General features: G+C 38.7%; 24 protein-coding genes and 6 tRNA genes. 4 read left to right on the top strand and 26 right to left on the bottom strand.

The annotated features are described in order from the left end of the window. Window positions 1-41 precede the first annotated feature (41 nt). Window positions 42-905: a hypothetical protein gene (locus FS458_RS07275; RefSeq protein WP_144699084.1), complete on the top strand. Its 864-nt coding sequence runs from the start codon at window positions 42-44 to the stop codon at window positions 903-905. Here FS458_RS07275 and FS458_RS07270 read toward each other — a convergent pair. The 10 genes from FS458_RS07270 to FS458_RS07230 form a co-directional block, all read right to left on the bottom strand. Beyond that, window positions 886-1,611: an HAD family hydrolase gene (locus FS458_RS07270; RefSeq protein ID WP_144699082.1), complete on the bottom strand. Its 726-nt coding sequence runs from the start codon at window positions 1,609-1,611 to the stop codon at window positions 886-888. The genes FS458_RS07275 and FS458_RS07270 overlap by 20 nt on opposite strands. A gap of 2 nt (window positions 1,612-1,613) precedes the next feature. Beyond that, window positions 1,614-1,790 (bottom strand): hypothetical protein, encoded by a 177-nt coding sequence (locus tag FS458_RS20615; protein ID WP_186320636.1) that lies wholly within the window; start codon window positions 1,788-1,790, stop codon window positions 1,614-1,616. Between the two features lie 44 nt (window positions 1,791-1,834). Next, the gene (mobA, locus tag FS458_RS07265) at window positions 1,835-2,440 is read right to left on the bottom strand and encodes a molybdenum cofactor guanylyltransferase (RefSeq protein ID WP_144699080.1); all 606 of its coding nucleotides are present in this window, start codon (window positions 2,438-2,440) and stop codon (window positions 1,835-1,837) included. Further along, the gene (locus tag FS458_RS07260) at window positions 2,425-3,210 is read right to left on the bottom strand and encodes a DUF92 domain-containing protein (RefSeq protein WP_144699078.1); all 786 of its coding nucleotides are present in this window, start codon (window positions 3,208-3,210) and stop codon (window positions 2,425-2,427) included. Before FS458_RS07260 ends, mobA begins: the two co-directional genes overlap by 16 nt. Further along, window positions 3,211-3,768 carry a 5-formyltetrahydrofolate cyclo-ligase gene (locus FS458_RS07255; RefSeq protein WP_144699076.1) on the bottom strand — a complete coding sequence of 186 codons (558 nt, stop codon included), beginning with the start codon at window positions 3,766-3,768 and terminating at the stop codon, window positions 3,211-3,213. A gap of 108 nt (window positions 3,769-3,876) precedes the next feature. Next, window positions 3,877-4,026 (bottom strand): 50S ribosomal protein L33, encoded by a 150-nt coding sequence (gene rpmG, locus FS458_RS07250; protein ID WP_066242361.1) that lies wholly within the window; start codon window positions 4,024-4,026, stop codon window positions 3,877-3,879. Between the two features lie 99 nt (window positions 4,027-4,125). After that, a complete protein-coding gene (locus tag FS458_RS07245) occupies window positions 4,126-6,108 on the bottom strand; it encodes a glycoside hydrolase family 15 protein (protein WP_144699074.1) in 1,983 nt (660 codons plus the stop codon). Between the two features lie 3 nt (window positions 6,109-6,111). Then, window positions 6,112-8,523 (bottom strand): sugar phosphate nucleotidyltransferase, encoded by a 2,412-nt coding sequence (locus tag FS458_RS07240; protein WP_144699072.1) that lies wholly within the window; start codon window positions 8,521-8,523, stop codon window positions 6,112-6,114. Next, complete coding sequence (locus FS458_RS07235) at window positions 8,523-11,321, bottom strand: 1,4-alpha-glucan branching protein domain-containing protein (protein WP_144699070.1); 2,799 nt, start codon at window positions 11,319-11,321, stop codon at window positions 8,523-8,525. Before FS458_RS07235 ends, FS458_RS07240 begins: the two co-directional genes overlap by 1 nt. A gap of 11 nt (window positions 11,322-11,332) precedes the next feature. Beyond that, window positions 11,333-11,980, bottom strand: a complete 648-nt coding sequence (locus FS458_RS07230; RefSeq protein ID WP_144699068.1) for a DUF4912 domain-containing protein — start codon at window positions 11,978-11,980, stop codon at window positions 11,333-11,335. Window positions 11,981-12,348: 368 nt separating this feature from the next. On the opposite strand from FS458_RS07230, the gene FS458_RS07225 reads away from it, so the two are divergent. Both FS458_RS07225 and FS458_RS07220 read left to right on the top strand, forming a co-directional pair. Then, window positions 12,349-12,540, top strand: coding sequence for a hypothetical protein (locus FS458_RS07225; protein WP_066396184.1), 192 nt, complete (start codon window positions 12,349-12,351; stop codon window positions 12,538-12,540). 19 nt (window positions 12,541-12,559) lie between these two features. Beyond that, window positions 12,560-13,027: an endolytic transglycosylase MltG gene (locus FS458_RS07220; RefSeq protein ID WP_144699066.1), complete on the top strand. Its 468-nt coding sequence runs from the start codon at window positions 12,560-12,562 to the stop codon at window positions 13,025-13,027. A gap of 483 nt (window positions 13,028-13,510) precedes the next feature. On the opposite strand, the gene phoU is transcribed toward FS458_RS07220, so the two are convergent. From phoU to FS458_RS07185, 7 genes are all read right to left on the bottom strand, one after another. Further along, the gene (phoU, locus tag FS458_RS07215) at window positions 13,511-14,170 is read right to left on the bottom strand and encodes a phosphate signaling complex protein PhoU (RefSeq protein WP_144699064.1); all 660 of its coding nucleotides are present in this window, start codon (window positions 14,168-14,170) and stop codon (window positions 13,511-13,513) included. A 24-nt stretch (window positions 14,171-14,194) separates the two neighbouring features. Beyond that, window positions 14,195-14,980: a phosphate ABC transporter ATP-binding protein PstB gene (gene pstB / locus FS458_RS07210; protein ID WP_370630039.1), complete on the bottom strand. Its 786-nt coding sequence runs from the start codon at window positions 14,978-14,980 to the stop codon at window positions 14,195-14,197. 46 nt (window positions 14,981-15,026) lie between these two features. Next, window positions 15,027-15,905, bottom strand: coding sequence for a phosphate ABC transporter permease PstA (gene pstA, locus FS458_RS07205; RefSeq protein ID WP_144699060.1), 879 nt, complete (start codon window positions 15,903-15,905; stop codon window positions 15,027-15,029). Further along, window positions 15,905-16,861: a phosphate ABC transporter permease subunit PstC gene (pstC, locus tag FS458_RS07200; protein ID WP_370630026.1), complete on the bottom strand. Its 957-nt coding sequence runs from the start codon at window positions 16,859-16,861 to the stop codon at window positions 15,905-15,907. Before pstC ends, pstA begins: the two co-directional genes overlap by 1 nt. A 106-nt stretch (window positions 16,862-16,967) precedes the next feature. After that, on the bottom strand, window positions 16,968-17,927 hold the full coding sequence (locus FS458_RS07195; RefSeq protein ID WP_144699058.1) for a PstS family phosphate ABC transporter substrate-binding protein: 960 nt from the start codon (window positions 17,925-17,927) through the stop codon (window positions 16,968-16,970). Window positions 17,928-18,162: 235 nt separating this feature from the next. Next, window positions 18,163-20,214, bottom strand: coding sequence for a penicillin-binding transpeptidase domain-containing protein (locus FS458_RS07190; RefSeq protein WP_144699056.1), 2,052 nt, complete (start codon window positions 20,212-20,214; stop codon window positions 18,163-18,165). Between the two features lie 120 nt (window positions 20,215-20,334). Continuing rightward, on the bottom strand, window positions 20,335-21,615 hold the full coding sequence (locus FS458_RS07185; RefSeq protein WP_370630040.1) for an MFS transporter: 1,281 nt from the start codon (window positions 21,613-21,615) through the stop codon (window positions 20,335-20,337). 181 nt (window positions 21,616-21,796) lie between these two features. On the opposite strand from FS458_RS07185, the gene FS458_RS07180 reads away from it, so the two are divergent. Further along, a complete protein-coding gene (locus tag FS458_RS07180; RefSeq protein WP_144699052.1) occupies window positions 21,797-22,057 on the top strand; it encodes a hypothetical protein in 261 nt (86 codons plus the stop codon). Here the strand turns inward: FS458_RS07180 and FS458_RS07175 are convergent, their stop codons facing one another. The 9 genes from FS458_RS07175 to FS458_RS07135 all read right to left on the bottom strand — a co-directional run bounded on the left by FS458_RS07175 (window position 22,058) and on the right by FS458_RS07135 (window position 25,860). Next, complete coding sequence (locus FS458_RS07175) at window positions 22,058-22,669, bottom strand: superoxide dismutase (protein ID WP_144699050.1); 612 nt, start codon at window positions 22,667-22,669, stop codon at window positions 22,058-22,060. A gap of 217 nt (window positions 22,670-22,886) precedes the next feature. Next, a tRNA-Phe gene (locus FS458_RS07170) sits at window positions 22,887-22,962 on the bottom strand. Window positions 22,963-23,105: 143 nt separating this feature from the next. Then, window positions 23,106-23,198: transfer RNA gene (locus FS458_RS07165), tRNA-Ser, on the bottom strand. Window positions 23,199-23,205: 7 nt separating this feature from the next. After that, a tRNA-Ile gene (locus FS458_RS07160) sits at window positions 23,206-23,282 on the bottom strand. A 25-nt stretch (window positions 23,283-23,307) separates the two neighbouring features. Next, window positions 23,308-23,383, bottom strand: a tRNA-His gene (locus tag FS458_RS07155). 22 nt (window positions 23,384-23,405) lie between these two features. Further along, window positions 23,406-23,482 (bottom strand) — tRNA-Met (locus FS458_RS07150). 4 nt (window positions 23,483-23,486) lie between these two features. Further along, window positions 23,487-23,561, bottom strand: a tRNA-Asn gene (locus FS458_RS07145). A 153-nt stretch (window positions 23,562-23,714) separates the two neighbouring features. Continuing rightward, window positions 23,715-24,197 carry a DUF456 domain-containing protein gene (locus tag FS458_RS07140; RefSeq protein ID WP_144699048.1) on the bottom strand — a complete coding sequence of 161 codons (483 nt, stop codon included), beginning with the start codon at window positions 24,195-24,197 and terminating at the stop codon, window positions 23,715-23,717. Between the two features lie 58 nt (window positions 24,198-24,255). Next, the gene (locus tag FS458_RS07135; protein ID WP_144703378.1) at window positions 24,256-25,860 is read right to left on the bottom strand and encodes a Na/Pi cotransporter family protein; all 1,605 of its coding nucleotides are present in this window, start codon (window positions 25,858-25,860) and stop codon (window positions 24,256-24,258) included. Window positions 25,861-25,873: the final 13 nt, after the last annotated feature.

Genomic DNA, 25,873 nt, shown 5'->3' with positions numbered 1-25,873 from the left:
AGAATTTAGGAACAAGTTGTCCGAAAGGGAGGCTGATTTGTATGAAGTGGAAAATTTCAATTTATCTGTTAATTATTATACTTGTAATAGGTATCATCTACCAGCCGTTTGTGAAAAAAGAAGCACGCGAAAGCATTACTTTCTTTCCATTGGATAGTACGTTCTCTTTTAAAGAAGCAGAAACGAAGCTTTCCTTCTTAAATGGTACTTCATCAAATTATGACTTACTTTGGAAAGTGAACTCAATGACTTCTGAACGTGTTTATCTCAGACAAGACATGGCGATGATTTTCGAGAACGGATTGCTTAACAATAAGATGACAGAGTGGAAAACCTCTGCAAATGCAATTGACCTTGAAAAGGATGTTTTAAGTTCGATACCGGGGCTTTGGGAGGCCATCTCCTATCATCAAGGAGAAATCCATCTTAGTGAGGAGAAATATCGTTCTGTACAAAGAATGAGTAATGATTATTTATATGCAGCAAAACTTGGTCAATCGTTCTCAGGTTTTAAGATTCCTAAGGATAGCACTGAACGAAAAGCTAAAAATGATCTGGATGAAAAAACAAATAAATATCTGCAACAAACACTTACCCAAACAACAAACTTCTATCAGATTGATCTCAATGAATATAACGTGATCTCTCTAGAATCGCTAACTGATTTTAACAACAAACCGCTGTCTGGGTTCTCTCTATCTAAAAGTCAGGAAATTATCGGAAAGCTATGGGAAGGATTATACAAAAATTATTTTCTAGGAATTACTACAAAGAATGGACAGAGAATAAGTCCGATCGGAAGTTCGATGCCTTTCATCTTAATCAGCAAAGACAAAAAATATCTATTCGTTCTATTCCAAACAACGAATGGGGAGAACATCCAGCTCATTCAATATATCTCATGATGGCTTCTACTAATTCATCGCTTGAATAACAGTTATAATGAGGAACTTTGTCATTCGTTACATCAAGCATCGAAGGATTCCACCAGATAGCAGTCCACCCTGCCTGGATAGCTGGGACCATATCTAGCGAATATGAGTCGCCAACATAGAAGAAAGCACTTGCTTTCACATCTTTTCTCACAAGATGGAAGATTTCCGGACTAGGTTTAGCTACATTTATTTCCGATGAAATATAAATTTGTTTTTCAGGAATATCGAGGTTTAGATGCTTTATTTTGTTTCTCTGAACATCAGCTTCTCCATTCGAGATGATTCCGTACATGATCTCATTACGTTTTAAGATTTGAATCATATCCTGTATCCAAGGATAGAGTTCTACAAAAAGGTGTATATTTCTTTCAAAAAGCTGTTGATATCGCTGGATCTCATGGTCATTAACCTTACTTATTCCTACTGCACGTAAAGAAGATGACAGACGGTTTTTTTGATATTCTTTTCGGGTGATCCATGCTTTTTCATAAGCCTGCCAATAAAAATCACAGAACGTTTTATAATGAGAAAACCATTTTTCTTCTAACTTGTTATTTTGCTCACCTGAAGAAAAGATGGAACGAAATGCAAATAAAGAAGCCTTCTTAAAGGAGGCTTCATAATCAAACAGCGTATTGTCTAAATCAAAGAAGAATGCTGCTTTTTTCGATCGCATGGTCAAATGATCTCATCCATCATTTTAGATCTCAGCCCTGGAAATGACATGGCACTTCCAACTAAGAAACGACGAATTAAGGGATTGCCGAGAGCACTGTTCATCAATCGGTATCGCATTCTATAACCGAGCGCAACAGCGAGGAATATCAAAAAGCTTTTAATCACGAATCCTTTCATGTAAAAAACCTCCTTGCTACTACTTTCTGTTTGGAATGCGATTTTTATTCGTCTCGTAGATTTAAAAGATCCTCTTTTGTATTCACATTTTCGAAAAAGTGAGCCTCTTCTTTTCGTACTTCTATGTATTTCGTATTTTTACGGCTCAATAAGGATAAAACTCTTAAGTTATCCTTCATTAAATTCTCTTTCATTTCATGAAGACATGATCTCTTGTATACACCGTTAAGTGGATATATTTTTCCGTTTAAAACCGGGATGATGCAATCATACATCGGATGCTTAAAAGCCGATTCCAACCATTTTTTATACATATCGCTGCTCATTCTAGGCATATCACATGGCGTGATCAAATAATAATCTCCCTTTTTTCTCATCATGGCACTGTATATTCCTGCTAGAGGACCTTTACCTTTAAAAGATTCAACATCGGAAATTATCTCAACAGCATGAGAATGCTTTCGCTCTAAAATCTCTATGCATTCTTTGCGAACGACAGCTACAAGTTCATCTGAATATGGAGTGATCGTATTTAGAGCTTTATCAAAAAAAGTAGCATCGCCCCATTCAGCGAACAATTTCGGACTTCCAAACCTTCTTGACTCCCCACCTGCAAGTACAACACCGATCACCTTCAACTTATGATCCATATGTATAAACCACCCGCTATCAGACCTCCAATAATCGTCGATGAAAAATTTACAAGATTATTTGTAAAATAGGCATACCCAAATACTTTTACCGTCTTGGCACCACAATGAACGTGGCTTTCGGTTTCTCTTTTACAAACGGAACAAACGTACTTTTGTTCAAACCAAGCCCCAAAAAGGGTATCTGCGACGTTCCCTAAAAATCCAGAAATCGCAATACACAGCAGAATGGTAATCGTGGTGTCATATAGAAAATAAAAACTAAAGCCTATTAATAATGCTCCTGTCGCTGCTGCCATTGTTCCTAGACTTGATACTGCACCTGATAAACCAGGTTCAACCTTCTTCCATTCTTTAATATGAAAAGGTCTTCGCTTTGAAAGGACACCGATCTCTGAAGCCCATGTATCTGCAGTAGCTGTCGCGAAGGTAGCCGCAAACACGATAAGCCAAACAGGATCTGAAAGTATCAAGTGACCTATTGCTGTTAGCAGCGCTGCCCCACCATTGGCAAGCACTTGCCAAGCAGACCTTCCTTTTTTGTCTTCGGTTTGCAATGCGTCTTGATCCTGCTTTTTGTCTTTCTTCCATTTTGTCAACAGGGTAGAAGTTATGAAAAACAGACCAAGTATGATCAAACCCTGCCAACCGAATGCTATATATATGATTACTCCCAATATAAACGCTGTTACACTTCCTGCGATCGTCAGCCACTTGAATAAAGCTGACATTGCGGAAAGAAGAGCGATACTCACTAGTAAGAAGATCATCTACTTAAACCGACCATCTTCTGTAATAATTTTTTCTACTGGAATATCATAGTTTTCATGTGGAACAGATGTCGTTGTCTGCAATGTATAAGCAAGTGAAAGTTTTGATCCAGTATAAGTTTGTAAGTAACGATCAAAGTACCCACCTCCATAACCGATTCTGTATCCTTCACGATCAAACACAAGACCTGGAACGATGATCATATTCATTTGAGATGCCTCTATGCTAGAAGTTACTTCTAACTTAGGTTCATAAAGATCCATGTATACATTTTCTAATTCTTCAAACGAACGAATTTTTCTGAACTCCATCTGTTTATGTTTAGAGTAGCACTTTGGCACAGCGACGGTCTTTCCTTCCCTCCATGCTTGATCTATGATGTAAGAGGTATCAAGCTCAAATCCTCGCGAGACTGTAATCCCAAAACAATCAGCTGTTTTCCATTCGTCTGTTTGAAATAAGAGATTAGAAACCGCTTTACTTTTTGATTTCCTTTCTTCTTTTCCCATTGAGAGCAGTACTTTCTTCAACTCTTTTCGCCATTGTATTTTATCCATGAATTAAACACCTCTATAACGTGATCTATTTATCATATCATGGTTCCGATTGCATGAAAAAACGCCTGATCCCTCATTTGCATGGGTCTCAGGCGCTTCTAAGTGAAATTACTTAGTTTCACGGTGAACTGTGTATTTCTTTAAACGCGGGCTGTATTTTTTAAGCTCTAAACGGTCTGGATTCGTACGCTTGTTTTTTGTAGTGATGTAGTTACGATCACCAGTTTCAGTACAAGCTAAAGTAATGTTTACACGCATTGTTGTTTCCCTCCACATCTTTACCAAAGTACATTATCATGGTTACTAACAGTCATATTCTCTATTAAACCATACCATAACATGATAACAAATTCTTTTCTAACGAGCAAGTGAGTTTTGCGAAAGTTTCTCATAGACTTTTGTATATTCTTTTAGAACATCAATAAAAGTAGCATGTGACCAAGTGAGAGGGGCAACCGATAAAGCTTCTCCTGTAAACGGATGAAGCTGCTCAGGTAAGACACCTGTAGAAAAGCTATGCTCGTGAACCCAGCGTAAAATTTCATGTGGACGCTCTAGATCTTGAAGTGATTTTGCACATTGAACATACCATTTCGCAAGCCATAACGTGCAAATCAACCAAGGGTTCCCAGGAGCTCTTGTCATGTCATGCGTTTGCTGAAAATAATAGTCATTTGTATATCTCGCAATCCCGCCTACACCCGATTTAATGCTCAACTCTTCATTCATCTGCTGCATCGTCCGGACAATCCGTTCATCATCGGCAGGATATACGCCGAACGCGAAGAGAGCATACATGCTGGATTCCATCGTGAAATCTTTCTTATAAGCGTTATCATCCAACAGATAGATACCTCTTAAGAATCTTCCTGAATCTTCATCATACAAATGCTTTTCCATTCCTGCTTTTATTCGGTCTGCACCCTTCTTATACCTCTCTGCTCGGTCATCCTCACCAAAGAGCGTCGCGAATGAGTATGCGGCCATTAGACCACCATACACAGAGCTTGTTGTAAAAGTAAAGATTCCTCTTCTTTCTTCCCATAGATCATAAGAAGGTAACGGCAGGTCTAGTTCTTCTTGCATATATTGAAGCAAGAATCTTGCACTCGGACGAACTAATGACCGATAGAGAGATTGAGCAAACTCAATATCTCCTGTTTCTTTATAATGTTCCCAAAACGCCCAAAGTACGAGTGCAGTTTCATCCTCCTGGATCGGCAGCTGACTTGATCCTTCTTTATCGATCATTGGATGCCACGATGATCCGATCGAACCATCGGGGTTATACTTATGATGAAGGTATCCTTCTTTTGTTAAAACATCCGCACATCTTCGATAGAAGTTCTTCACCATTCCATGAAAGCCTGCTTTTGCAACAGCAGCAGCGATTAACGCCCCATCCCTCGGCCACATATAACTGTAATGGTCTCGATTATAGTGCTGAATATCAGAATCATTAGCCGCTATGATATAACCGTTCTCATTGGTCTGTGTACGAATGATGAGTAAACTTCTGTTATACAGATCAAGAAGTTCATCAGAAAGGTTGCATGGATTGATCTTTGTTTTGTTTACCCATCTCCTCCAGTAAACATCGATCTTATCTAGTGTTAACGATGGACCGATCTCCATGAGATAATCGTAGAGAGAAAATACTTCTTCTCTACTTTTCCCAACGGTTAAAGCATAGTTTACGTCTCCTTTTCCATGTGGCGGAACGATACCTTGCACAGAGAAAGTGCTATCCACAGATCCTTGCGCGATAGGGTTCACATGAAGATGACCATCTTCCGCATCTCTCCATGTTCCTTCTGCACTTAAAAAACGTTTCACCCCTGTTGTGTACTGGTCGATCCCTTTTTGATCGAATGAAGCTGCAAAAAGAAAGTAACGATTTTTCTTATAATGGATGATCACAGATTTTTCAGGATCAAAGTAGGCTGTGTCTCCTACTTCATTCTCATATATCGAAAGATCTTGGTGAAAGAACAGTTTGATCCTTTTTTCTTCATGTGATTCGTTTAATACGGTGATTCTTCGCATAAACATATTTTCTCTTTGATGAACGGCGTCTTCAATCTTAAGCGTTATGCCTTCCTTTACGTTTTTGGCGTATGAGAGGGTAACGAGTGAATCTAAATGATAACCTGGTTCGATCACCCATTCTTTTGAAGAAAGCCAAGAAAAGGAGCCATTGATACTGGCTCCTAGACGGTTAACATGCCCCTGGACATGATTTTGCTGACCGACGTAAGGAAAATAGATGTCTCTGATCTGCAAATATTCATCTAAATTGATCAATAATTTTCCGTTTCCTAAAACCAAATGTCTTGGCATCTGTTACACCTGCTGATATAACTGAATTTTTTCAATGTATTGTGATGCTGCTTGTTTCGCTTGTTCTGGATCTGTATTCTGTGAGTACACGGTAAAAACAGGCTGTTCTACATCTGGAAGGATAAGTGTCCATCCTCCTTCAGGATGAAAAACTTTAATCCCATCAAGCAATTCTACATTGTTGTCACGGATATCCTCCATCAGTCTGCGCATTACTCGGCCTTTCTTATCTTTTGGGCAAGGTACATATTCTCTTAACATATGCACGTCAGGAAGCATTTTGACGAGTTCAGATAGTGTGATCTTCTGCATCGCCATGATCTCTAAGATATGAACAAATGCGTATTGAGCGTCGTATTGATAATTAAGGACCCCATCCCCTACTTCCATGATTGAACGCGGGTTAGCTTTCGTCCGTATCAGCTTTCCTTTTAAACGTTCAGCAATGGAATCTAAAGCAGATGATCCATATACAGGGATAGCCATCTCCTTTTGCTTACCTTGTGAAAATGCTGTGAAAACGTAGAGAGCAAGCATAGTCTCTTCATCCAACACTTCACCTGTTTCTGTAATGAGGCGCAACGTTTCACCCGCTTCTCCGATCAATACACCAATATTGGCATTTGTAACTCTCACAAAAGATGCCATTTCCTCTGGCTTCGTCTGATATGGAGCGGTTAGGATCTCACAGTTCAATCGATTATATAGATTAGGAATAAAGTTAAGGTACGGCTGGTGATTGTAATTTACCACTACTCTGAACTTAGCTTCTTGAATCCCTTTTTCTTGAATTTCTTCTAGTAGAGCAGAAATGTAATCTTCATGTTTGTTCGCTTGAACAGCACCTTTTCCGATTCGATCAAATGAAGCACGTCTATAATCTTCCTGCCAATAGGCATTCTCAATCTTTCTTTCAAGATCAGAATGAATCGGAAGTCCTTTGTTATCATAGAATTCGATCATCAGTTGTTTTTCTCCCGTAGGGTTCGAGAACCTTACGTAGACACCGCCTTCTAAACGTTCTTCTTCGATCGAGAAACGAACGACAGGTGCGACAGTAGGACTAATATCAAGCGTATGCACTCCTGAAGAATGAAGTCCTTGAATAAAAGATTGTTTAATCATAACTGAAAAGTCATGTGAGTCACTTGCGATGATGATCTGTGACCCATAGGGAAGAACAGCTCCATAGGCTGATGCAAGTCTTGCAATATAATCTGGTGTGATCTCAACGTTTGCAATTCCAGAGACGCCTCTAGATCCAAACAAAGATTTTGTAGCTTTTTTTCCCCATACGATCGAAGTGTGAACAAGAGCTTCTTCGAAGATCTCTTTTTCTGGCCAGATTTTTACATCTGGCTTTAACGTCGCGTTTCTACCAATTGTACAATGGTTACCTACTACCGCATGTTCAAAGACAGAAGCATCTTTTTCTACTTTCGTACCGTTCGCGATCGTTGCCCCTCTTAATTCACACTGATCTCCTACAAAAACATCGTTCCATAGAACCGTTTTCTTTAAAGAGCTTCCAGTGCTTACTACACTATTCTTCCCAACAACAGATAGCTTGCCAATATGAGAGCCTTTACGAATAACTGCCCCATCTGCAATGCTTACAGGTGCTTCAATCACAGCTCCATCTTCAATAAATACATTCTCACCGATCCAAACACCAGGCTCTTTTTCCTCTCCTGCAAAAGGTAGATTCACTAAACCGTTCAACATATCATAATGCGATTGACGATACTGCTGAAGGCTCCCGATATCAGACCAATATCCTTCTGCTTGGTAACCGAACAAATTTTTATCTTCTTTCATAAGCAGCGGAAACAAATCTTTACTAAAATCAACTGGCACATCTTTTTCAATATATTGGAACACTTCTGGTTCGAGTACATAGATACCTGTGTTCACCGTATCACTAAAGACTTCATTCCAGCTTGGCTTTTCAAGAAAACGAATGATCTTTCCTTCTTGGTTAGTCATGATCACACCATATTCTAAAGGAGAATCTACTTGTTTCATAAAGATTGTTGCTAGAGACTCTTTATCTTCATGAAATTGAATTCCTTTTTCAAGGTTGAAATCTGTTAATGCATCACCTGATATCACAATAAAACGCTCATCCAAAAATTCCTCAGCATTCTTAATGGAGCCTGCTGTTCCGAGTGGAGAATCTTCAACAAAATAATGAAGGTTAACACCAAAGTCGCGACCATCACCAAAATAGTTTTTAATTGCGTCTGGTAAGTAATGAACGGTAACGGCGATATCAGTGATACCAAATTTCTTAAGAAGTTCGATACCATACTCCATAACAGGTTTATGAAGCATCGGCACCATTGGTTTTGGCATATTGCATGTAAGAGGTCTTAATCGTGTTCCTTTTCCACCAGCCATAATTACACCCTTCATTAAACGATACCTCCCACTTTTGATGTTTTATTTTGTTCTGTCTTATAGAGTTCTGCAGTCTTTTCTGCAATAGAATCCCAACTGAAAACGGTTCTAGCTACTTCTTCACCGCTTTTTGCCATTTCTAAGCAATGCTCACGATTGCTAAGGATATATTCTACAGCCCACACAATACTCTCTGGATCGTTAGGGTATATTTTTAGCCCTGTCCTTTCATGGTCAACAATTTCTCTTAATCCACCCGTATCAGAAACGATTGTCAGTTTACCTGCGGCCATCCCTTCTAGTGCAACAATGCCAAACGGTTCATAATGACTCGGAAATAGAGCAGCATCAGCTTTTGCAAACCATTCATTTCTTTCCTCATCGCTAACGAATCCTGCAAGATGAACATATTCTTCAAGATTCTTCTGTTTGATCATTGCTGTTAGTTCATCCATTAAAGGACCTTTTCCAGCAATCACAAACCTGACGTGTTTGCCCGAATTCCTTAAAATATCTGCAGCCTCTATGATCGTTTGAAACCCTTTTTCTCTTACAAGCCTGCCAACCGAAAAAAGAAGAAGGTTATGATCGTTTTTATCTTCTATCGAAGGACTTGATTGGAATGTGATTTGTTCTGGATCTATTCCGTTTGGTAGAATCGTTATCTTTTCTTCCTGGATACTAAAGACCCCGGTTAACTCATTCTTCATATAGTCACTGCATACGATCAGACTGTCTGATCCATCCATCAGTTCCCATTCTTTCTGATTGATCTCGTATTGAAGGGGTGATGTAATCCCATTGTTTCTTCCATGTTCTGTTGCATGAATTGTGGTGATCAACGGAATGTTTAATTCTTTCTTAATGGCTAGTGCCGAAACAGAGACAAGCCAATCATGAGCATGAATGCAATCAAAATCAAACTTATTTGCTAATGCCATCGCTTGTTCCGTAATGGCCAAATTCAAGCTTCCAGTCCAGTGGAAAAACGACTCAAACTTCGGCTGTTTACCAGCAACTCGGTATACATGTACTCCGTTGTTCACTTCATGTTCCGGATATCCTGGAACAGAAGATGTAATAACATATACTTCCGTTCCTTGCTCGACCAATTTTCTTGAAAGATCGAATACATGCCGTGCTAACCCACCCACTACCATAGGAGGGAACTCCCATGAAAGCATTAATATCTTCTTTTTGCCTTTAGCTTTTAGTTCATTGTACTGAGAAGCTACGTATTCATCATGTTTACTCTTAAAAAAGTGCCATAAGCCAGTTGTTAACATGAAAGGATATTTGTTTTCATAGTCTGCTATCTCTGAAAGCTGATACGTCTTATTTTCAATCGATCGATACAGTTCATGAAACCTCTCGATATGTTCTTGGAATCTTGACTTGGCATATTCTGTTGCACTATTGCCTTCAATGATAAAAGCCCAATCAGAACTAGCGGCAAGCATCCATTCGCGAACCATCTGATCTGCATAACGTTCCATAACGATGTTAGGTTCGTCATGTGAAAGACGAGCTGCGAGTTGAACAAGTTTTCTTTCACAGTGATGCAGGTGTCTATACATCCAAGCGTTTGACTCATTCAGCCATACTTCGCCTGTTTGGTTTCGTCCCCATGTTGAAAAGCATGGTCTTACAGTTTCTAAATCTTGATAATGTCTTGTTAAAAATTCTTGAGGTGTGATCCACGTGATGTTTTGTTCAGTTGAAACGTTCATGGATTGAAGTAAAAATTCTGGTCCTTCAAACCACCAGTGTCCAAATAGTTCTGCATCAAATGGTGCAGTTATTAATTGAGGAGGGTAAGATTGTTCGTTGGTATGTAGATATTCTTTAATACGATGACAAAAATCATTAGCATGATTCTGTACTTTATTTAATGCCCAGTCTCTTTGGTACCAGTCCTTGTTCTCCGTTTCCCCAGTTATTCGCCAATACTTTAAACCTGTATCAACTCGAATTCCTTCTGGATGTATGAAGCTCTTTATATATTCGTTCTCCCGTTCATAAGCAACATCTCGATAAAACTCTCTATAATCAAAATCACCCGGATAACCAACAGAAGAATTCCATATCGTTTCTGAGATGCATTGATTTCGTGAGAACAGTGCTACCCCATGTGGAGAATAAACAGGTGCTCCAATACCTTTTGATGGAACAGGCTTACTTCGGAGTAAAGTTTCTTCATCTACAAAAGTAAACTGTATCCCTGCATCAGCTAACGCTTTATCTACGCCGGGAGAGTATGCACATTCTGGTAGCCAGAAGCCTTTAGGCTTTTCACCAAAATACTTTTCAAAAGTTTGAACGCCTGCAAAGATCTGAGCCTTAACTCCTTGCTCAGTTTGAACATAGGGAAGGAACGCGTGGGTTGCAGAGGAAGTAATGCAATAAACCTTCCCTATATCCATATAGCGCTTATAAGCATCTGTAACTTTACAATCGAATTCTTGATAAGTTTCCATGATTCTTTTATAGCGTTCTTCGTAAAAATCGATAATTTTTTCTTCTTCCTTATTAATAGAATGCTTTTTTTCTTTTTTAACCAATTTTATCGTAAGGTCTAAATGTTCTAGATAACGCTTTTGAATGACTGGATCGTTTAATAACTCCAACAAAGGAGGTGAGAATGATAGGGTCCAAGACAAGGCTTCAGGCTGTTCTTCGAGTACCCATAACAACGGGATATATGTCTCAGTAAGTGCCTCAAATACCCATCTTTCCTCTAACCGATTCGCTTCTTTATGCCTCACATAAGGAAGGTGAGCGTGCAAGACTAATGAAAAATACCCGTTAGACATGTTTTACTCTCCTATCTAATTTTTTGATAATATGAATATGTCGAGAAGTTTTCTAGCCATTCGGGTTGTTCAACATTTTGGTGTTTCCATCTGTCGATCTTTTCATCATGAAAACTGTTAAATAGCGAAGGACTAGTCTCTGCAGGATTTGATCGTAATAAAGTAAAAAAACTGCCATCAAATGTTTGCGTACCAATATCAACGATATAAGTTCTTCCAGATTCTAAGGAATGAAGAAACCAATTGTTGGTCATCGGAGGTAGCACTACCTCAAATGTTCGATGAGCATTATGGCCGAAAAAGTCGATGTCAGTTACGTCATAGATTTTCAATATCGAAGGAAGGTCTTCCCATTTTGTGCGGAAATGATGTTCTGCCATCTGTTTTGTTGATTCTGAAAAACTCCAATACACATACAAACTATCTGAAGTCCTTGGCATCAGATGAACATTTGCCTCTTCATATTCAAAAGGCATAGACCACTTCTCTTCTTTAAGAACGGGCTGAGATGGAAGTTCATGATTCGATGGTGTTTGCTGCTGCCGATATTTGTTCCAGCGATACTGAACCTTTCCTAAAGACATGTTCATCCTTTGTGCGATCTCTTGAAGGGTTAATCCGTTTTCCTTTAATTTGACAATATCTTCGATCAAGTTCATCACCTCATCCTAATCAATTATTCTAAGAAATGATTTTTTATTACCGTATTTTTTATAATCGTATCACTGGATATTTTTATATACAATGTGTCAAAAAAGTCGAAAAATGGCGCTTCCTTATCCCACTTGAGATTTCCGAATATGTAAAGTTTTTGTAACCGGTTAATATCTCTGATTATTCTGTCAAATTGACAAAGTAAGACAAAAATCGTCGTTTTTATTTCCAACTTTCAACGGTTCTAATGGATTAAAATGAGAATATAGTCGAATTGTAGTAATTTGTGTAAACTTTTGCGAAAAAACCTATACCACAGCAGAATACTATGTTATAAAAGTAAAGAGTATAGCTTTAAATTAGGGAGGATATTATGGAGTTTGCTATTTTTGGATTGTTACTAGTAGGTGTTATTCTTTTGATTCTTTCCTTTAGAAAAAACAAGGAAGCTTCAGTTGAAACACAGCTCGAGAACTTTACTATTCAGTTAATGAAAGAGATCTATCAAATAAAAAAGAAACTAAAAGTTCTTGAAGATGAAATGATGATTAACGATAAGAACTAATTTGTGAGGGGTAATGAGTATGACAAGCAAAAACCTTCGCGGATTTTCAGCAGGTATAATCCTTTCAACAGGAATTTTGGCTGGTTTTTATTATACGGCTGATGATGCTGATAAAACTTCTGAACTAACAGAAGAATCGGTAGCTCAATATCTTTCTGAAAAAGGCGAATTAGCAATTTCAAAGGAAGAGTATACTTCACTTAAAGATACTGAAACAGCTGCGGCTCCGGTTGCAAAAGAAGAACCTAAAACCGTTCCTCCAAAAGAGGAAGATAAGGTGTATCAGATGACTTTAACAATTACTCAAGGAATGAGTACTGGAGAAGTATGCGACCTTCTGCAAAAAGAAAACATCATTAAAAATAGTGATGAGTTCTTAAAATATTTGCGTACGAACAATTTAGAAGGTGCAGTAAGAGCTGAATCTCATCAAGTAAACAGTAAAATGAGTTTTGATGAGATCGCGAAAGAAATAACAAGTTCATAATTCTACATAACATAATAAAGGCTGTTTTCGTAAACTTTGTTGCTTTTGAAAGATTTCCGTTCCAGGGCTTGCTCGCTTCCCACGGGGCAGACGGTGAGTTACATTCGAACGTTTCACTCTTAAGTGGCTCAGCTGTCTAGTTGCAGTGGCTAGCCTCTCGAGGTCAAAAGTTGAACGGTCTGTGATGAGCAAAATGCGCCTTCATAGCCCATTCAACTTTTGCTTGTCAGGGCTGTCAAGCCACTTCCACTTTTCAAACTGCCCGCCTTTATGCTCCTTGCTCCTGCGTCTACAAGTTAATGCTAGCGGAGTAAGCTTCCTCGTCGCATGCCTTACGAGATGCATTTCAGGTGGTAGGCACGCACCTTCCACTCCAATCAATTGTCAAAGGAGACAAGGAGTTCAAAACAACAATCTTTTAGAAAAGAGCAATATAAAAAGAAGCGAGCACTGATCATTTCAGTGCTCGCTTCTTTTATTTGTTTAATCGTTTAAACCATATCTCTTCCCTTTTACAAGGAAGATGATGCTTTCTGCAATATTCGTTGCGTGGTCCGCTGTACGCTCGATATATCGGCACACAAACAGAAGCTGACTGATCTGAGAAAGATGTTCAGGATTTTTTGTCATAAGCTCTAATAGTTCTTTAATAATCTTTCCGTACGTTTCATCTACTTCATCGTCTAGTTCTGCTAGTTGCTTCGCTAGAGCCACATCTTCTTCCACATATGCCTTGGTAGCAGTTGTTAGCATAGCGATCGCATGATGTGCCATCTTAGGAAGCTCTTCTAAAGGTTTGATGAGCTCTTGTTTTCCGATTCGAATCGTAGACTTCGCAATATTAACAGCAAAGTCAGCCATTCGTTCAATATCTGATGATATTTTGATGGCAGCAATGATTCGTCTAAGGTCAGATGCTACAGGTGCTTGTTTAGCGATTAATAGAATGGCCATGTCGTTGATTTCATCTTCAAGGACATTGATACGATTATCATTTTCAATAATCTGTAGGGCTTTATCGAGATCTTGATTCTTTAATGCTTCAACAGAAAGTTCTAATGCTTCCTCTGTCAATTTAGAGATCTGTACGATCGCTTGTTTCATCTCTTCTAACTGAAGCTGAAAATTTTCACGAACAACCATTTATCTCACTCCTATTTTCTTTGATTAACCGAATCGTCCTGTAATATAATCTTCTGTTCGCTTATCCGATGGATTTGAGAACAATGTGCTCGTATCTGTATATTCCACAACTTCTCCATTAAGGAAGAATGCCGTGCGATCAGATATACGAGCTGCTTGTTGCATGTTATGTGTAACAATAACAATGCTGTAGTCTTTCTTAAGCTCTTGTACGAGCTCTTCAACCTTTAAAGTAGAGATCGGGTCTAGCGCAGAAGTAGGTTCATCCATAAGAATGACATCTGGTTCGATCGCTAAGCATCTAGCGATACATAAACGCTGTTGTTGACCACCTGATAAGCCGTATGCATTCTCATGAAGACGGTCTTTTACTTCGTCCCAGATAGCAGCACCTCTTAAACTTTTCTCTACAACTTCATCTAAGACTTTTTTATTCTTAATTCCATGAATCCGTGGTCCGTAAGCTACATTCTCATAAATAGATTTAGGAAACGGATTTGGTTTTTGAAACACCATACCGACTTGGGTACGAAGTTCTTCTACACCATACTTCGGATTAAAAATATTCTTCTCACGGTATACAATTTCTCCAGACATACGTACGATAGGTACCATCTCTACCATTCTGTTCAACGTTTTAATAAATGTTGACTTTCCGCATCCTGATGGACCGATGATAGCAGTAACCTGTTTTTCTGGAATATCAAATTTAATATCTTTTAAGGCATGATCCTGTCCGTACCACAAGTTTAGATTATTGATCTTAAAAACAGGTGTAAAATCCTGTTCTTTTTCATTTTTTTGAACCATTTGTTTGTTGATTGTAATATCCATGTTCTCGTCCTCCTACTCTCAATTAGAAGCGTTTATGAAACTTATTTCGAATCAATACTGCGATTGAATTCATGATCAGCAAGATAATCAACAAGATGATAATTCCACTTGCTGCAATCATATGGAACTCTTCTTGTGGTCTGCTCGTCCAGTTATACAGCTGAATTGGTAACACTGTGAACTGCGAGAAGATGTTTTCTGGAACAAATGCTACATAAGCTAATGCACCTAGTACTAATAGAGGTGCAGTCTCACCTACAGCACGTGATAAAGCAAGAATCGTTCCTGTTAAAATCCCAGGAAGCGCTGCAGGGAACACTATTCTTCTAATCGTCTGCCATTTAGTAGCACCCATCCCGAAAGAAGCTTCTCGGATTTCTCTCGGCACAGTTCGTATCGCTTCTTGTGAAGCAACAACGATTACAGGAAGAATTAAAAGGCTCATCGTCAAACCACCTGCAAGAACACTAGATCCTAAACCAAGTAGACGAACGAAAATCGTTAGACCTAACAATCCGAAAACGATTGATGGAACACCTGCTAAATTAGAAATATTGATTTGAACGAACTTTGTAAAAGCATTCTTTTTCGCATATTCTTCTAAATAGATCGCCGTACCGACACCAAGAATAAATGAGACCGGTGCAGTTACAGCCATTACCCAGATCGTACCGAGTAGCGCAGCCCATATACCAGCACGTTCAGGCATTCGGGATGCAAAATTCGTAATAAAATCCAAACTTAGATAGGGCAGACCTTCTGATAAGATTCTGTAGATCAAAACTCCTAGTACGAGTAAAGAAAAACACGTTGCAAGTATAAAAAGGAATTTAGCAACCCCATTTGCTGCTAATCTCGTTCCCATTCTTTTTTTAACAGATTCTTTATTGATTAATGGCATTAATATTCCTCCCTAAACTTGCGGGAAATGAATTGAGCAAGTAGATTCATAATTAATGTAAAGACGAACAAAGTCATACCTACTGCATAAATACTGTAATAAATCGTTGTACCATAGCCCGTGTCTCCTTGGCTTACCTGAACGATATAAGCAGTCATCGTTTGGATAGACTCCGTTACATTAATATCTGCAGTTGGTCTAGAACCACCCGCAATGGTAACGATCATTGTTTCACCGATTGCTCTAGATATCCCTAGTACGAATGATGCGATAACTCCCGAGAGTGCTGCCGGAAGTACCACTTTCATTGCCACTTCAAAACGGGTTGCACCAAGAGCCAACGCACCTTCTCTCATAGAGTTCGGAACTGCATTCATCGCATCTTCAGACAATGAAGCAATCATAGGAATAATCATGATCCCTACTACAATTCCGGGACTTAGTGCGTTAAAGATCGAGATTCCACCTGGAATGATCTTATCCAATAAGGGTGTAACAAAAGTGAGAGCAAAGAATCCATATACAATTGTAGGAATTCCCGCTAATACTTCCAAGATAGGTTTAATAACTTTTCTCGTTTTTGCAGATGCGTATTCACTTAAATATATAGCTGCAGCAAGACCAATCGGGATAGCGACAACCATAGCAATAGCTGTTACTGTCAATGTACCCATTATAAGAGCAATGATCCCGAAGTCTGCATTTTCGTCAGATGTAAAAGGAAACCATCGAGTATTTGTAAAGAACTCAACAATTGAGATTCGGTTAAAAAATGTAAAAGTTTCTGTTAACAATGTAAAGACGATACCTATTGTTGTAAAGATAGATATGATTGCACAGATTAGAAAGATTTTTGGAACTACCTTTTCCATTACCGCCGATTGACTTCTTGAAGACTTATTCTCCTGAATCATAGAGCGGATTGATTTTTGGTTTGTTTTATCTCTGGACACCAACAAGACCTCCTATAATTCGACAATACTAAACAGGTGAAAGGTGAGGAGATTCCTCGCTCCTCACCCTTGTTTAAGATTCTTATTCCTCTACTTCCATAAAGGACAATTATTTACCTGCAAGCTCATCTAGCTTTTTCATTTGCTCTTCGTATTTTTCCTTAGGAAGAGAAACGTATCCAATCGTATCAGAAGAAGCAAGTTCACCTGAGTTTTCAAGAGCAAACTTCATATATTCATACACTGCTTCGTTATCTTTTAACGCTTTGTTATTTACATAAGTGAACAATGGGCGAGAAAGTGGTGCGTATTCTCCAGATTCAATTGTCTTTGGTGTTGGCTCGACAGGTCCGTTACCTCCATCGATCGGGACAGCTTTCACTTTTTCTTTGTTTGCTTGGTAATATGCGTATCCAAAGAATCCAATCGCATTCTTAGAACCTGTTACACCTTGCACTAGTACGTTATCATCTTCAGAAAGCTGTGCGTCACGGCGCATTGGTTTTTCTTCAAGGATTACTTCATCGAAGTAGTCATATGTTCCAGAGTCAGTTCCTGGAGAGAAAACTTCGATTTTTTTCTTAGGCCAACCTTCACGAACATCTGCCCATGTCTTAGCAGGGTTTTCTTCTAAGAAAATCTTTTTAAGTTCATCTAGCGTAAGGTGATCAACAAAGTCGTTTTCTTTTGAAACAACTACTGAAAGACCATCTTTCGCGAGTTCAAATTCTGTATATTCAATGCCTTTTTCTTCAGCTGCTGTTTTTTCTTCATCTTTAATTGGACGAGAAGCGTTAGCAAGATCTAATTCTCCACGAACGAATTTTTCAAATCCTCCACCCGTTCCAGATACTCCTACAGGTGCTTGCACATCAGGATTTGCAGCTTGGAACTCTTCAGAAACAGCTTCCATGATCGGGAATACTGTGGAAGATCCATCAATTTTAATCTTTCCGCTAAGATCTCCGCCGCCTGCAGCTCCATCTTCACTCTTGTTTCCACATGCTGCTGCAAAAACTAAGATTAGCGACATTACTGCCAAAAGGTACACAGACTTCATTTTCTTCATCTTGATAGGTCCCCCTAAAATATGATTATTTCGTCTTATCATGTTAGAGAAGTTTTTCTCAGGTCATGATCCCTTTTTTAAAGCTTGTTTCTTTCTTACATGTTCTACAATAAACCTTGAATGTGAACTAGGTTTTAATGAATTGTAAAGGTATTGTTAAGACTGGCTTATCCATGAATATGTTCTTATTGTTTGCAATCCTAATTTATCTATACAAAAAAAGAACCACGCTTGATTAGCGTGGTTCTTCAATATTTTCTTCTTTTGGATCAGCCTTAGTTGGTATACCTTCTTTTTTCATAGAGAAGTAAGCATCCAACGCACCTTCAGCAATTTCACTATTCGTATTTCCTTCTTTAATATCAGGGACTACAACAGCGAATGCTACTTCTGGATTTTCGTAAGGGGCATATCCGATCAATGTTTTGTTAACGATTCCTGTAGCTTTATCAATTTCGGCTGTACCTGTTTTTCCTGCCGGATTATAATCTTTATTCTTAAACATCCAAGCAGCTGTACCCTGGTTGCCGTGCATAACTTCATAAAATCCTTTTTGTACAACCTTGATCTGACTAGGTGACATCTCAATCTTGTTCAGAACGTTTGGCTCAAAACGGTACTGAAGCTTTCCTAATTTATTTGGATCAACGGATGGCTCTCTCACCTCTTTCAACAGGTGCGGTTGCATTCTTAAACCGCCATTCGCAATGGTTGAAACGTATTGTGCCATCTGCATCGGTGTATACGTATCAAATTGTCCGATAGAGAAGAACATCGCTTGAGAGAGTTCACGGCTCATTCCGGTGTTGTAACCAGTAGCTTCAGAAGGCAGGTCAATTCCAGTTGGAACACCTAACCCGAACTGGCTATATGAGTTTCTTAGTATTTCAAACGCTTCTTGAACCTTGTTCTCATTAAATCGTTTGTTTGAATAATCGTACCCTGCTAGTTTCATGGCAATATGCCACATATATACGTTTGATGAACGTTCTAATGCTTCAACAGCATCAACTGGACCCATACTTTCATGTGATTTCAGAGATCTTCCATCTCCAAAAGTGAGTGGCGCATCGTTTATCACGGTATTAGGAGAAACAACGCCTTGTTGTAAACCTGTGAGTACAGTAGCTCCTTTAACTGTTGAGCCCATTGCATACGAATGATAAACGTTACCAAAAGGTATATCGATAAACTTCCCGGTTTTTCGATCATATTCCTTTGCAGCCATAGAAAGGATCGCACCTGTATTCGGATCCATCATCACAACATAAGCACTATCTAATTTACTGTTTGCGTATGCATTTTTCCCTCGGATCGCGTCTTTCAACTTTTCTTCAATGACTTTTTCGACCTCTTGTTGAAGACTCATGTCTACTGTTAATACAAGATCGCTCCCTCTTGCACCTTCTTCTTCAACAGGATCTCCAACCGGATTTCCTTTTTTATCAGTTACATATTTGATCTTCGTTTTTGTGCCGCGAAGAAGAGATTCGTATTGTTCTTCCAGAAAACTCGTTCCAACCATATCATTGCGATCGTTGCCGCGAGAAGTATAGTAGTCCATCCTTGATTTAGGAATTTGTTTTACTTGGCCAAATATATCTCGGAATGAATTCTTAAATGGATATGAGCGTTCAGCATCCGGCTTAATGTCCACTCCTTCTAACTCAGGTAAGTGTTCACTGATCATCGCAATCTCTTTTTCAGTAGCTCCGATCTTTATACGTTGTGGAGATAGAGTATATCCTCGGTCCATCTCACTTTTTATCGCCAAGACCTCAAGTTCTTTTTCAGAAAATGAGTTAATATCCTCTTCTGTTACCTTTTCTAGCATTAAATCGTATAGTTCTTCTGGAGGTGTATCCTTCTTTTCCTCTTTAGAAATTCTTGATTCGACTTTCTTTTCGTTTAAAAAAATAAAATAATCTTTCTTGTCTCGCTCAGTCAGCTCATCAGTTCCCTTTTCGATTAGATCCGCTAACTTCAGTGCCAGCTGATGTCTTTCCTCAGCATCAGCTTCTTGTGTTCTCGTATATGTAATAGAGAAAACAGGTTCATTATCAACAACTACGCGATAGTTAGCATCCAGCATCTTGCCACGCGGAGCATCCAATTTCGTTGTTACATTTTCTGTTAAATAAGCTGTACGCTGATATTCTTCTCCTTTTACGATCTGCACGTAGCCTAAGCGGAGAACTAGAACAGAAAAGAGAAAAAATACAGATATGAACAGGGCATTGATTCGAATCGGAACATGATTTTTCTTCTTTTTATCTTTTGTTTTCATAATATTGTAAATCTCCCTTTAAAACAGCACAGACACCCTGAGAAGGGTGTCTAAAGCGAACCGGTAATTATATCTCCATAATAATAGTATCCTTACCAAGGTAATTATGTCAAAAGATAATCATTGTTTATTTGAATTGTTTCCATCTTGTTGAGTTTCGGCAATCTCAATGGGTTTTGAAGAGTGATGAATAGGGACTGACACTTTTCGTAAACAGAAATAAATCATAAAGTGCCCCGCTCCTAAAATAGGAAGTAATAAAGGAATACCTGTTTTTTCTGTTAGGAAATGAACAACGGTGATAAACGTTACGATTGAAACGATTCGTCCAGCATTCAGATACATCTCACGAACAACGATATACTCAATCCTTTTTTCATGAATACCACGGCATTTTCCTATAATATCATAAGTCAATGAGACATAAGGCACTAACAATAAGGGATAAGCGATCGATACAGAAACTCCATAAATAATTAAAAGCGTAAACGAAATAGGAAACAAGAGCATGAATGGAGAAACGAACAAGAGCAGTCCTCCCCCAAATATCGCTTTCATCCTATCTTTTGGATTCAAGTAATGCGACACACAATAATACCCGATAAATGACACAAAAGATTGAACGAAACCATACGTTCCGAGTGCAAACTCACTTTTAGAAGCAGTGTATACCCAAATCACGATTAAAAAAATAAAAGTACCTTCACGAAAACCTTGAAAAAAATGTGCTCTTAACAATTGTAGCCAAGCTTTATCCTGCTTTCGTTCTTGTAAAACTTTGCGGATACCGTACAGTCCATCCGCCTTTCTCCTCTTTAAAAAGAAGCTAATGACAACAGCTATCAAAAATAAAACCATCGAGATACTGAATATGGTTTCATACCCAAGATGTTTGTCCATCCTAGTAATGATATAACCCGCACTCAGTGGTCCGATCATTCCCGATATAGAGTTTAAAACACCTAAATATCCGTTAAAAAAGTCTCGCGTCTCAGGTTCTGTAACTTCAAGAGTCAACACATTAAATGCAAGCCAGTAAAATCCCAATCCAAATCCTAACATGGCTCCTAATACAATGAGATATTTGCTTGCCATTGATCCCATTAAAAGGACTCCGATATAAAATAAAGCGAGGATAAAAACTCCGATCCTCAATACGATGACGCGATCAATTTTTTTTGCAAACCAACCGGCAAAATAAAATGCTATTGGCTGCATGACTACAATGGATAGATTATAACAGGCAATATCCGTGATCTTACCCGATTGTTTCCAAAGAAATATGTTAACAAATGTATTAGATAGAGCCGTACTTAACGTAAATAATCCACCTACAAATAACAACAAAAACAAATCTCTAGGGTATTGGTCGGTATCCATGAATTTTTTGATTCTCATGATTTCGCCCCCTTACATTTCGTCGTTAGTGTCTTTCAAGACGATGAGAGCTATTCACTTTTAAAGAAATTGGATTTTATTGCAAGGTTGTTATCGTATCCATTAAAACTCTTTTTGAAAGTAGTGGGTTTCCACTTAGGTTAATCATTTTTCATAAGCAGCGAAAAAGAAGGAGTGAACCAATTTGTTTGAGTATTGGATATTTGATTCTGTAGATGAAGAAATCTTGAATCAATCCTTATTGAGTCCTAAGAATAAAAATGCTGATCAAAGACAACTTTGGTATTTTCAAACTAAAAACATCTTTGTTGTTCAGTCCACTGTTCCCTTTGGTGATGGAAATTTCATGCTAGATGAATTACTTGTAACATTATCTGACCATTATGAAATTCATGATAAAGGCATAATAAAAAGCCACTGGCATGCCAGCGGCTTAGTTACGTAATTATTTTGCTTCGTTGTAACGCTTTTCAACTTCATCCCAGTTTACAACGTTCCAAAACGCTGAAATATAATCTGGACGCTTGTTTTGATATTTTAAATAGTAAGCGTGCTCCCACACATCAAGTCCAAGGATAGGTGTCTTTCCTTCCATAACCGGAGTATCTTGGTTTGGAGTGCTAGTTACTTCAAGTTCACCATTGTTTACTACTAGCCAAGCCCAACCAGAACCGAATCTTGTTTTCCCAGCGTTTGCAAACTCTTCTTTAAATGCATCAAGACTTCCAAATTTGTTGTTGATCTTGTCAGCAAGCTCACCTGAAGGTGTGTTTGCTCCGCCTGGTGCGATCACTTCCCAGAATAAGCTATGATTAGCATGTCCACCACCATTGTTTCTAACAGCGTTTTGGATGCTTTGTGGAAGTGCATCTAAGTTAGTTAAAAGATCTTCCAAGCTTTTGTTTTCAAACTCAGCTTGCCCTTCAAGAGCAGCATTTAAGTTATCAACGTATGTTTTGTGATGGCGACCATGGTGGATCTCCATTGTTTCTTTGTCGATATGCGGTTCAAGTGCACTTGTTTCATAAGGTAATGCAGGCAGTTCAAATTTAGCCATGTTCATTTCCTCCTCATAATATGTAAAATTTTTATGTTCATTTTCAAGAGTTACTTGAAAAGTGAAACCCATTTAATCAACTTTCTTGTTTAGAAAGTATTCAACATGTTTACCTTATCAAATTTAGGATGAACTTTCAATTCTTAAACACTGTACCCTTTTTAAACATAAAAAAACCTTACGACACGCTTATCGTAAGGTTGATGTTATATATGTATGGTGGCTCGAGACGGAATCGAACCGCCGACACGAGGATTTTCAGTCCTCTGCTCTACCGACTGAGCTATCGAGCCAAAAATTTTAAGAACCAAAATTTATTAGTCTTATTCAATAACTGTGTCTCTTCCTCTACACGTCTTCTTCTAGGGTGTACCTGTCGAGACAACTCGTAGCATACTCGTGCTCTAATGCTCGTAGCTACCGAGCCAATATGTAATGGAGGAGGTAGAGGGATTCGAACCCCCGCGGGTCGTTAAACCCCTGTCGGTTTTCAAGACCGATCCCTTCAGCCGGACTTGGGTATACCTCCTCGATTATGGTGGACCCTGTAGGACTCGAACCTACGACCAATCGGTTATGAGCCGACCGCTCTGACCAACTGAGCTAAGGGTCCAATGGAGAAACTTATGTAAATGTTATGGGGCGGACGAGGGGAATCGAACCCCCGAATGTCGGAACCACAATCCGATGCGTTAACCACTTCGCCACGACCGCCATCGTGAGTATAAAAACATTTTGGTAGCGGCGGAGGGAGTCGAACCCACGACCTCACGGGTATGAACCGTACGCTCTAGCCAGCTGAGCTACACCGCCAAAATGGCTCCACAGGTAGGACTCGAACCTACGACCGATCGGTTAACAGCCGATAGCTCTACCACTGAGCTACTGTGGAATAACGTCTTAACGTTTGTTAAGGACAAGAACTACTATAGCACGATGCGTCATTTAAAGTCAATAACATTTTTAAAAATTAGTTCAAACGAACACATGTGCTTTTTCAGAACAAAAATAATATAGCATGGTGGTACATAATTAGCAAGAGCGTTTATAAGACTTGGAAATAAAAATAACCAATCATTATCGCTTGCGTAAGCACTTTAATTAGGGTTGTACCGACAAAGGCAAGAACAGTCCCTATCCCTATTGATACAGCTCTTTTTAGACCTTTCTTTTGAAACAGAAGTTCTGCTAACACAGCACCTATAAACGGTCCGATCAAGATCCCTGCTACAGGAATAACAAATGGTCCTGCGATCAAACCGATCGTACTTCCCCATAGGGCAGCCTTTGACCCGCCTTTTTTCTTCACTGCATATGCATTTCCTACATAATCAACAATAAATAAACTGATAAACAATAACACCTGAACAATGATGAAGAATGGTGTGAAAGGTTCGAACGAAAACGCAAATCCATAGATGATAAAACCCGCTGCAAGAAATAATACACCCGGTAAGATGGGATAGACCAACGCGATAAAGCTAATGGCAAAAGCTAGACCGATGATGATCCAATATAAAATATCCATATGTACTTCTCCTTTACATAAAAAAAACCAAGAGACTAAACAGCCTCTTGGTTTCATTTTACTTCTCTAATACTGCTTCTGCAATGTTTACAGCATGATCACCTATTCTTTCAAGGTTGCTGATGATATCAACGAAGACGATACCAGCATTACCATCACACTGGCCTTCATTCATACGCATGATATGTTGCTTACGAAGTGTACGTTCCATCTTATCAATTTTGTCCTCTAAGCCTAAGACTTCCTGAGCTAGTTCAACATTACCTTCTTCAAGTGCCTTAACAGCTTTATCAACAGTAGAAACTGTTAACGTGAACATTTCATCAAGGTCTTGTTTTGCGGTATCTGTTAAACGAACATTGTTTCGTAATTGATAGTCCACAAGCTCAATAATATTCTCCATATGGTCTCCAATACGCTCGATATCACGAGACGTGTCTAATAGCATAGAGTGTTCGTTCGATTCTTGTGGAGTTAATGGATGTGCAGACAATTTGACCAAGTAAGCAGTGATTTGACGATCTAAGTTATTAATCGCTTCTTCATATTGCAGGGCAAGGTCTGCATTCTTTTTATCTTTTTCGTTCAAATATGTGATTGCTTCTTTTAAACCGCTCTGCGAATAATTAGCCATTCGTATAATCTCTTGTTTCGCTTGTCTGATAGCTAATGATGGAGCAGTTTCTAATACGATTTCATCGAGATGTTTTGCTTTGTATTCAATGAGAACATCTTCACCTTTTATTAACTTAGTTACGATGAAAGCTAATGCCCCGATAAACCAGAATTGGATCAGAACGTTCGTTACATTAAATGTTCCATGCGCAAAGGCAATCTGCATAGCAGGTTCTAAGTCTAATTTTGTTGATAAAAATTCAATATAGTGCCTGAACGGAACAAGTATGATTAAGAAGATCAGTGTTCCAAGTAAGTTAAAGATAACGTGAGTTAGTGCCGCACGTCTTGCTGCAACTGTTGTTCCAATCGCTGCAAGAATAGCTGTGATCGTCGTTCCGATATTATCACCGAACAATACAGGAAGTGCTGCTTTTAGATCGATCATGTTTTGAGAATAAAGTTCTTGCAAGATTCCGATTGTTGCACTTGATGATTGAACGATTACCGTAAATAACGTCCCGATTACTACACCTAGAATCGGATTGTCACTCATAGAAACGGTTAAATCTTGAAATGATTGAAGACTGCGTAGGGGCTTCATACCGTCTCCCATAAGTTCAAGTCCTAAGAACAATGCTCCAAAACCAAATGTAATCTGTCCAAAATAATTGTACTTCGGATTCTTAAAGAAGAAGATCAAGATCGAACCAACTGCAATAATCGGCAGTGCGTATTCTCCAACATCAATACCGATAATAAAAGATGTAATCGTAGTACCGATATTGGCACCCATGATGACACCAATAGCTTGGCGTAATGTTAAGAAACCAGCATTCACTAGTCCGACAGTAAGAACTGTCGTACCTGAACTACTTTGAATTAATACTGTTACAAATATCCCTGCTAAAACTCCCATAAAAGGATTTGTTGTTAATTTATCAAGTATTTCTCGTAATCGGTCTCCTGCAGAGTTTTGAAGGCCATCTCCCATGTACTTAATACCGAATAAGAAGATCCCCAGTCCTCCGATAAATTGAAATAACATTTCTTGATAATTC

This window comes from Fictibacillus phosphorivorans, assembly GCF_007673525.1.
Taxonomy (GTDB): Bacteria; Bacillota; Bacilli; order Bacillales; family Fictibacillaceae; genus Fictibacillus; species Fictibacillus phosphorivorans_C.
The sequence above is the reverse complement of the archived record's forward strand: the minus strand, read 5'-3'. Positions and strand labels throughout refer to the sequence as shown.

Coding starts and splice junctions, on each gene's coding strand:
- FS458_RS07260 (WP_144699078.1), bottom strand. CDS start 3,210: ATGATCTTCTTACTAGTGAGTATCGCTCTTCTTTCCGCAATGTCAGCT.
- FS458_RS07255 (WP_144699076.1), bottom strand. CDS start 3,768: ATGGATAAAATACAATGGCGAAAAGAGTTGAAGAAAGTACTGCTCTCA.
- FS458_RS07240 (WP_144699072.1), bottom strand. CDS start 8,523: ATGAAGGGTGTAATTATGGCTGGTGGAAAAGGAACACGATTAAGACCT.
- FS458_RS07235 (WP_144699070.1), bottom strand. CDS start 11,321: ATGTCTAACGGGTATTTTTCATTAGTCTTGCACGCTCACCTTCCTTAT.
- FS458_RS07190 (WP_144699056.1), bottom strand. CDS start 20,214: ATGAAAACAAAAGATAAAAAGAAGAAAAATCATGTTCCGATTCGAATC.
- FS458_RS07140 (WP_144699048.1), bottom strand. CDS start 24,197: ATGGATATTTTATATTGGATCATCATCGGTCTAGCTTTTGCCATTAGC.
- mobA (WP_144699080.1), bottom strand. CDS start 2,440: ATGGATCATAAGTTGAAGGTGATCGGTGTTGTACTTGCAGGTGGGGAG.
- FS458_RS07270 (WP_144699082.1), bottom strand. CDS start 1,611: ATGCGATCGAAAAAAGCAGCATTCTTCTTTGATTTAGACAATACGCTG.
- FS458_RS07135 (WP_144703378.1), bottom strand. CDS start 25,860: ATGTTATTTCAATTTATCGGAGGACTGGGGATCTTCTTATTCGGTATT.
- pstB (WP_370630039.1), bottom strand. CDS start 14,980: ATGGTTCAAAAAAATGAAAAAGAACAGGATTTTACACCTGTTTTTAAG.
- FS458_RS07175 (WP_144699050.1), bottom strand. CDS start 22,669: ATGGCTAAATTTGAACTGCCTGCATTACCTTATGAAACAAGTGCACTT.
- FS458_RS07245 (WP_144699074.1), bottom strand. CDS start 6,108: ATGCCAAGACATTTGGTTTTAGGAAACGGAAAATTATTGATCAATTTA.
- FS458_RS07275 (WP_144699084.1), top strand. CDS start 42: ATGAAGTGGAAAATTTCAATTTATCTGTTAATTATTATACTTGTAATA.
- rpmG (WP_066242361.1), bottom strand. CDS start 4,026: ATGCGTGTAAACATTACTTTAGCTTGTACTGAAACTGGTGATCGTAAC.
- FS458_RS07195 (WP_144699058.1), bottom strand. CDS start 17,927: ATGAAGAAAATGAAGTCTGTGTACCTTTTGGCAGTAATGTCGCTAATC.
- FS458_RS20615 (WP_186320636.1), bottom strand. CDS start 1,790: ATGAAAGGATTCGTGATTAAAAGCTTTTTGATATTCCTCGCTGTTGCG.
- FS458_RS07225 (WP_066396184.1), top strand. CDS start 12,349: ATGGAGTTTGCTATTTTTGGATTGTTACTAGTAGGTGTTATTCTTTTG.
- phoU (WP_144699064.1), bottom strand. CDS start 14,170: ATGGTTGTTCGTGAAAATTTTCAGCTTCAGTTAGAAGAGATGAAACAA.
- pstA (WP_144699060.1), bottom strand. CDS start 15,905: ATGCCATTAATCAATAAAGAATCTGTTAAAAAAAGAATGGGAACGAGA.
- FS458_RS07230 (WP_144699068.1), bottom strand. CDS start 11,980: ATGAACTTGATCGAAGATATTGTCAAATTAAAGGAAAACGGATTAACC.
- FS458_RS07220 (WP_144699066.1), top strand. CDS start 12,560: ATGACAAGCAAAAACCTTCGCGGATTTTCAGCAGGTATAATCCTTTCA.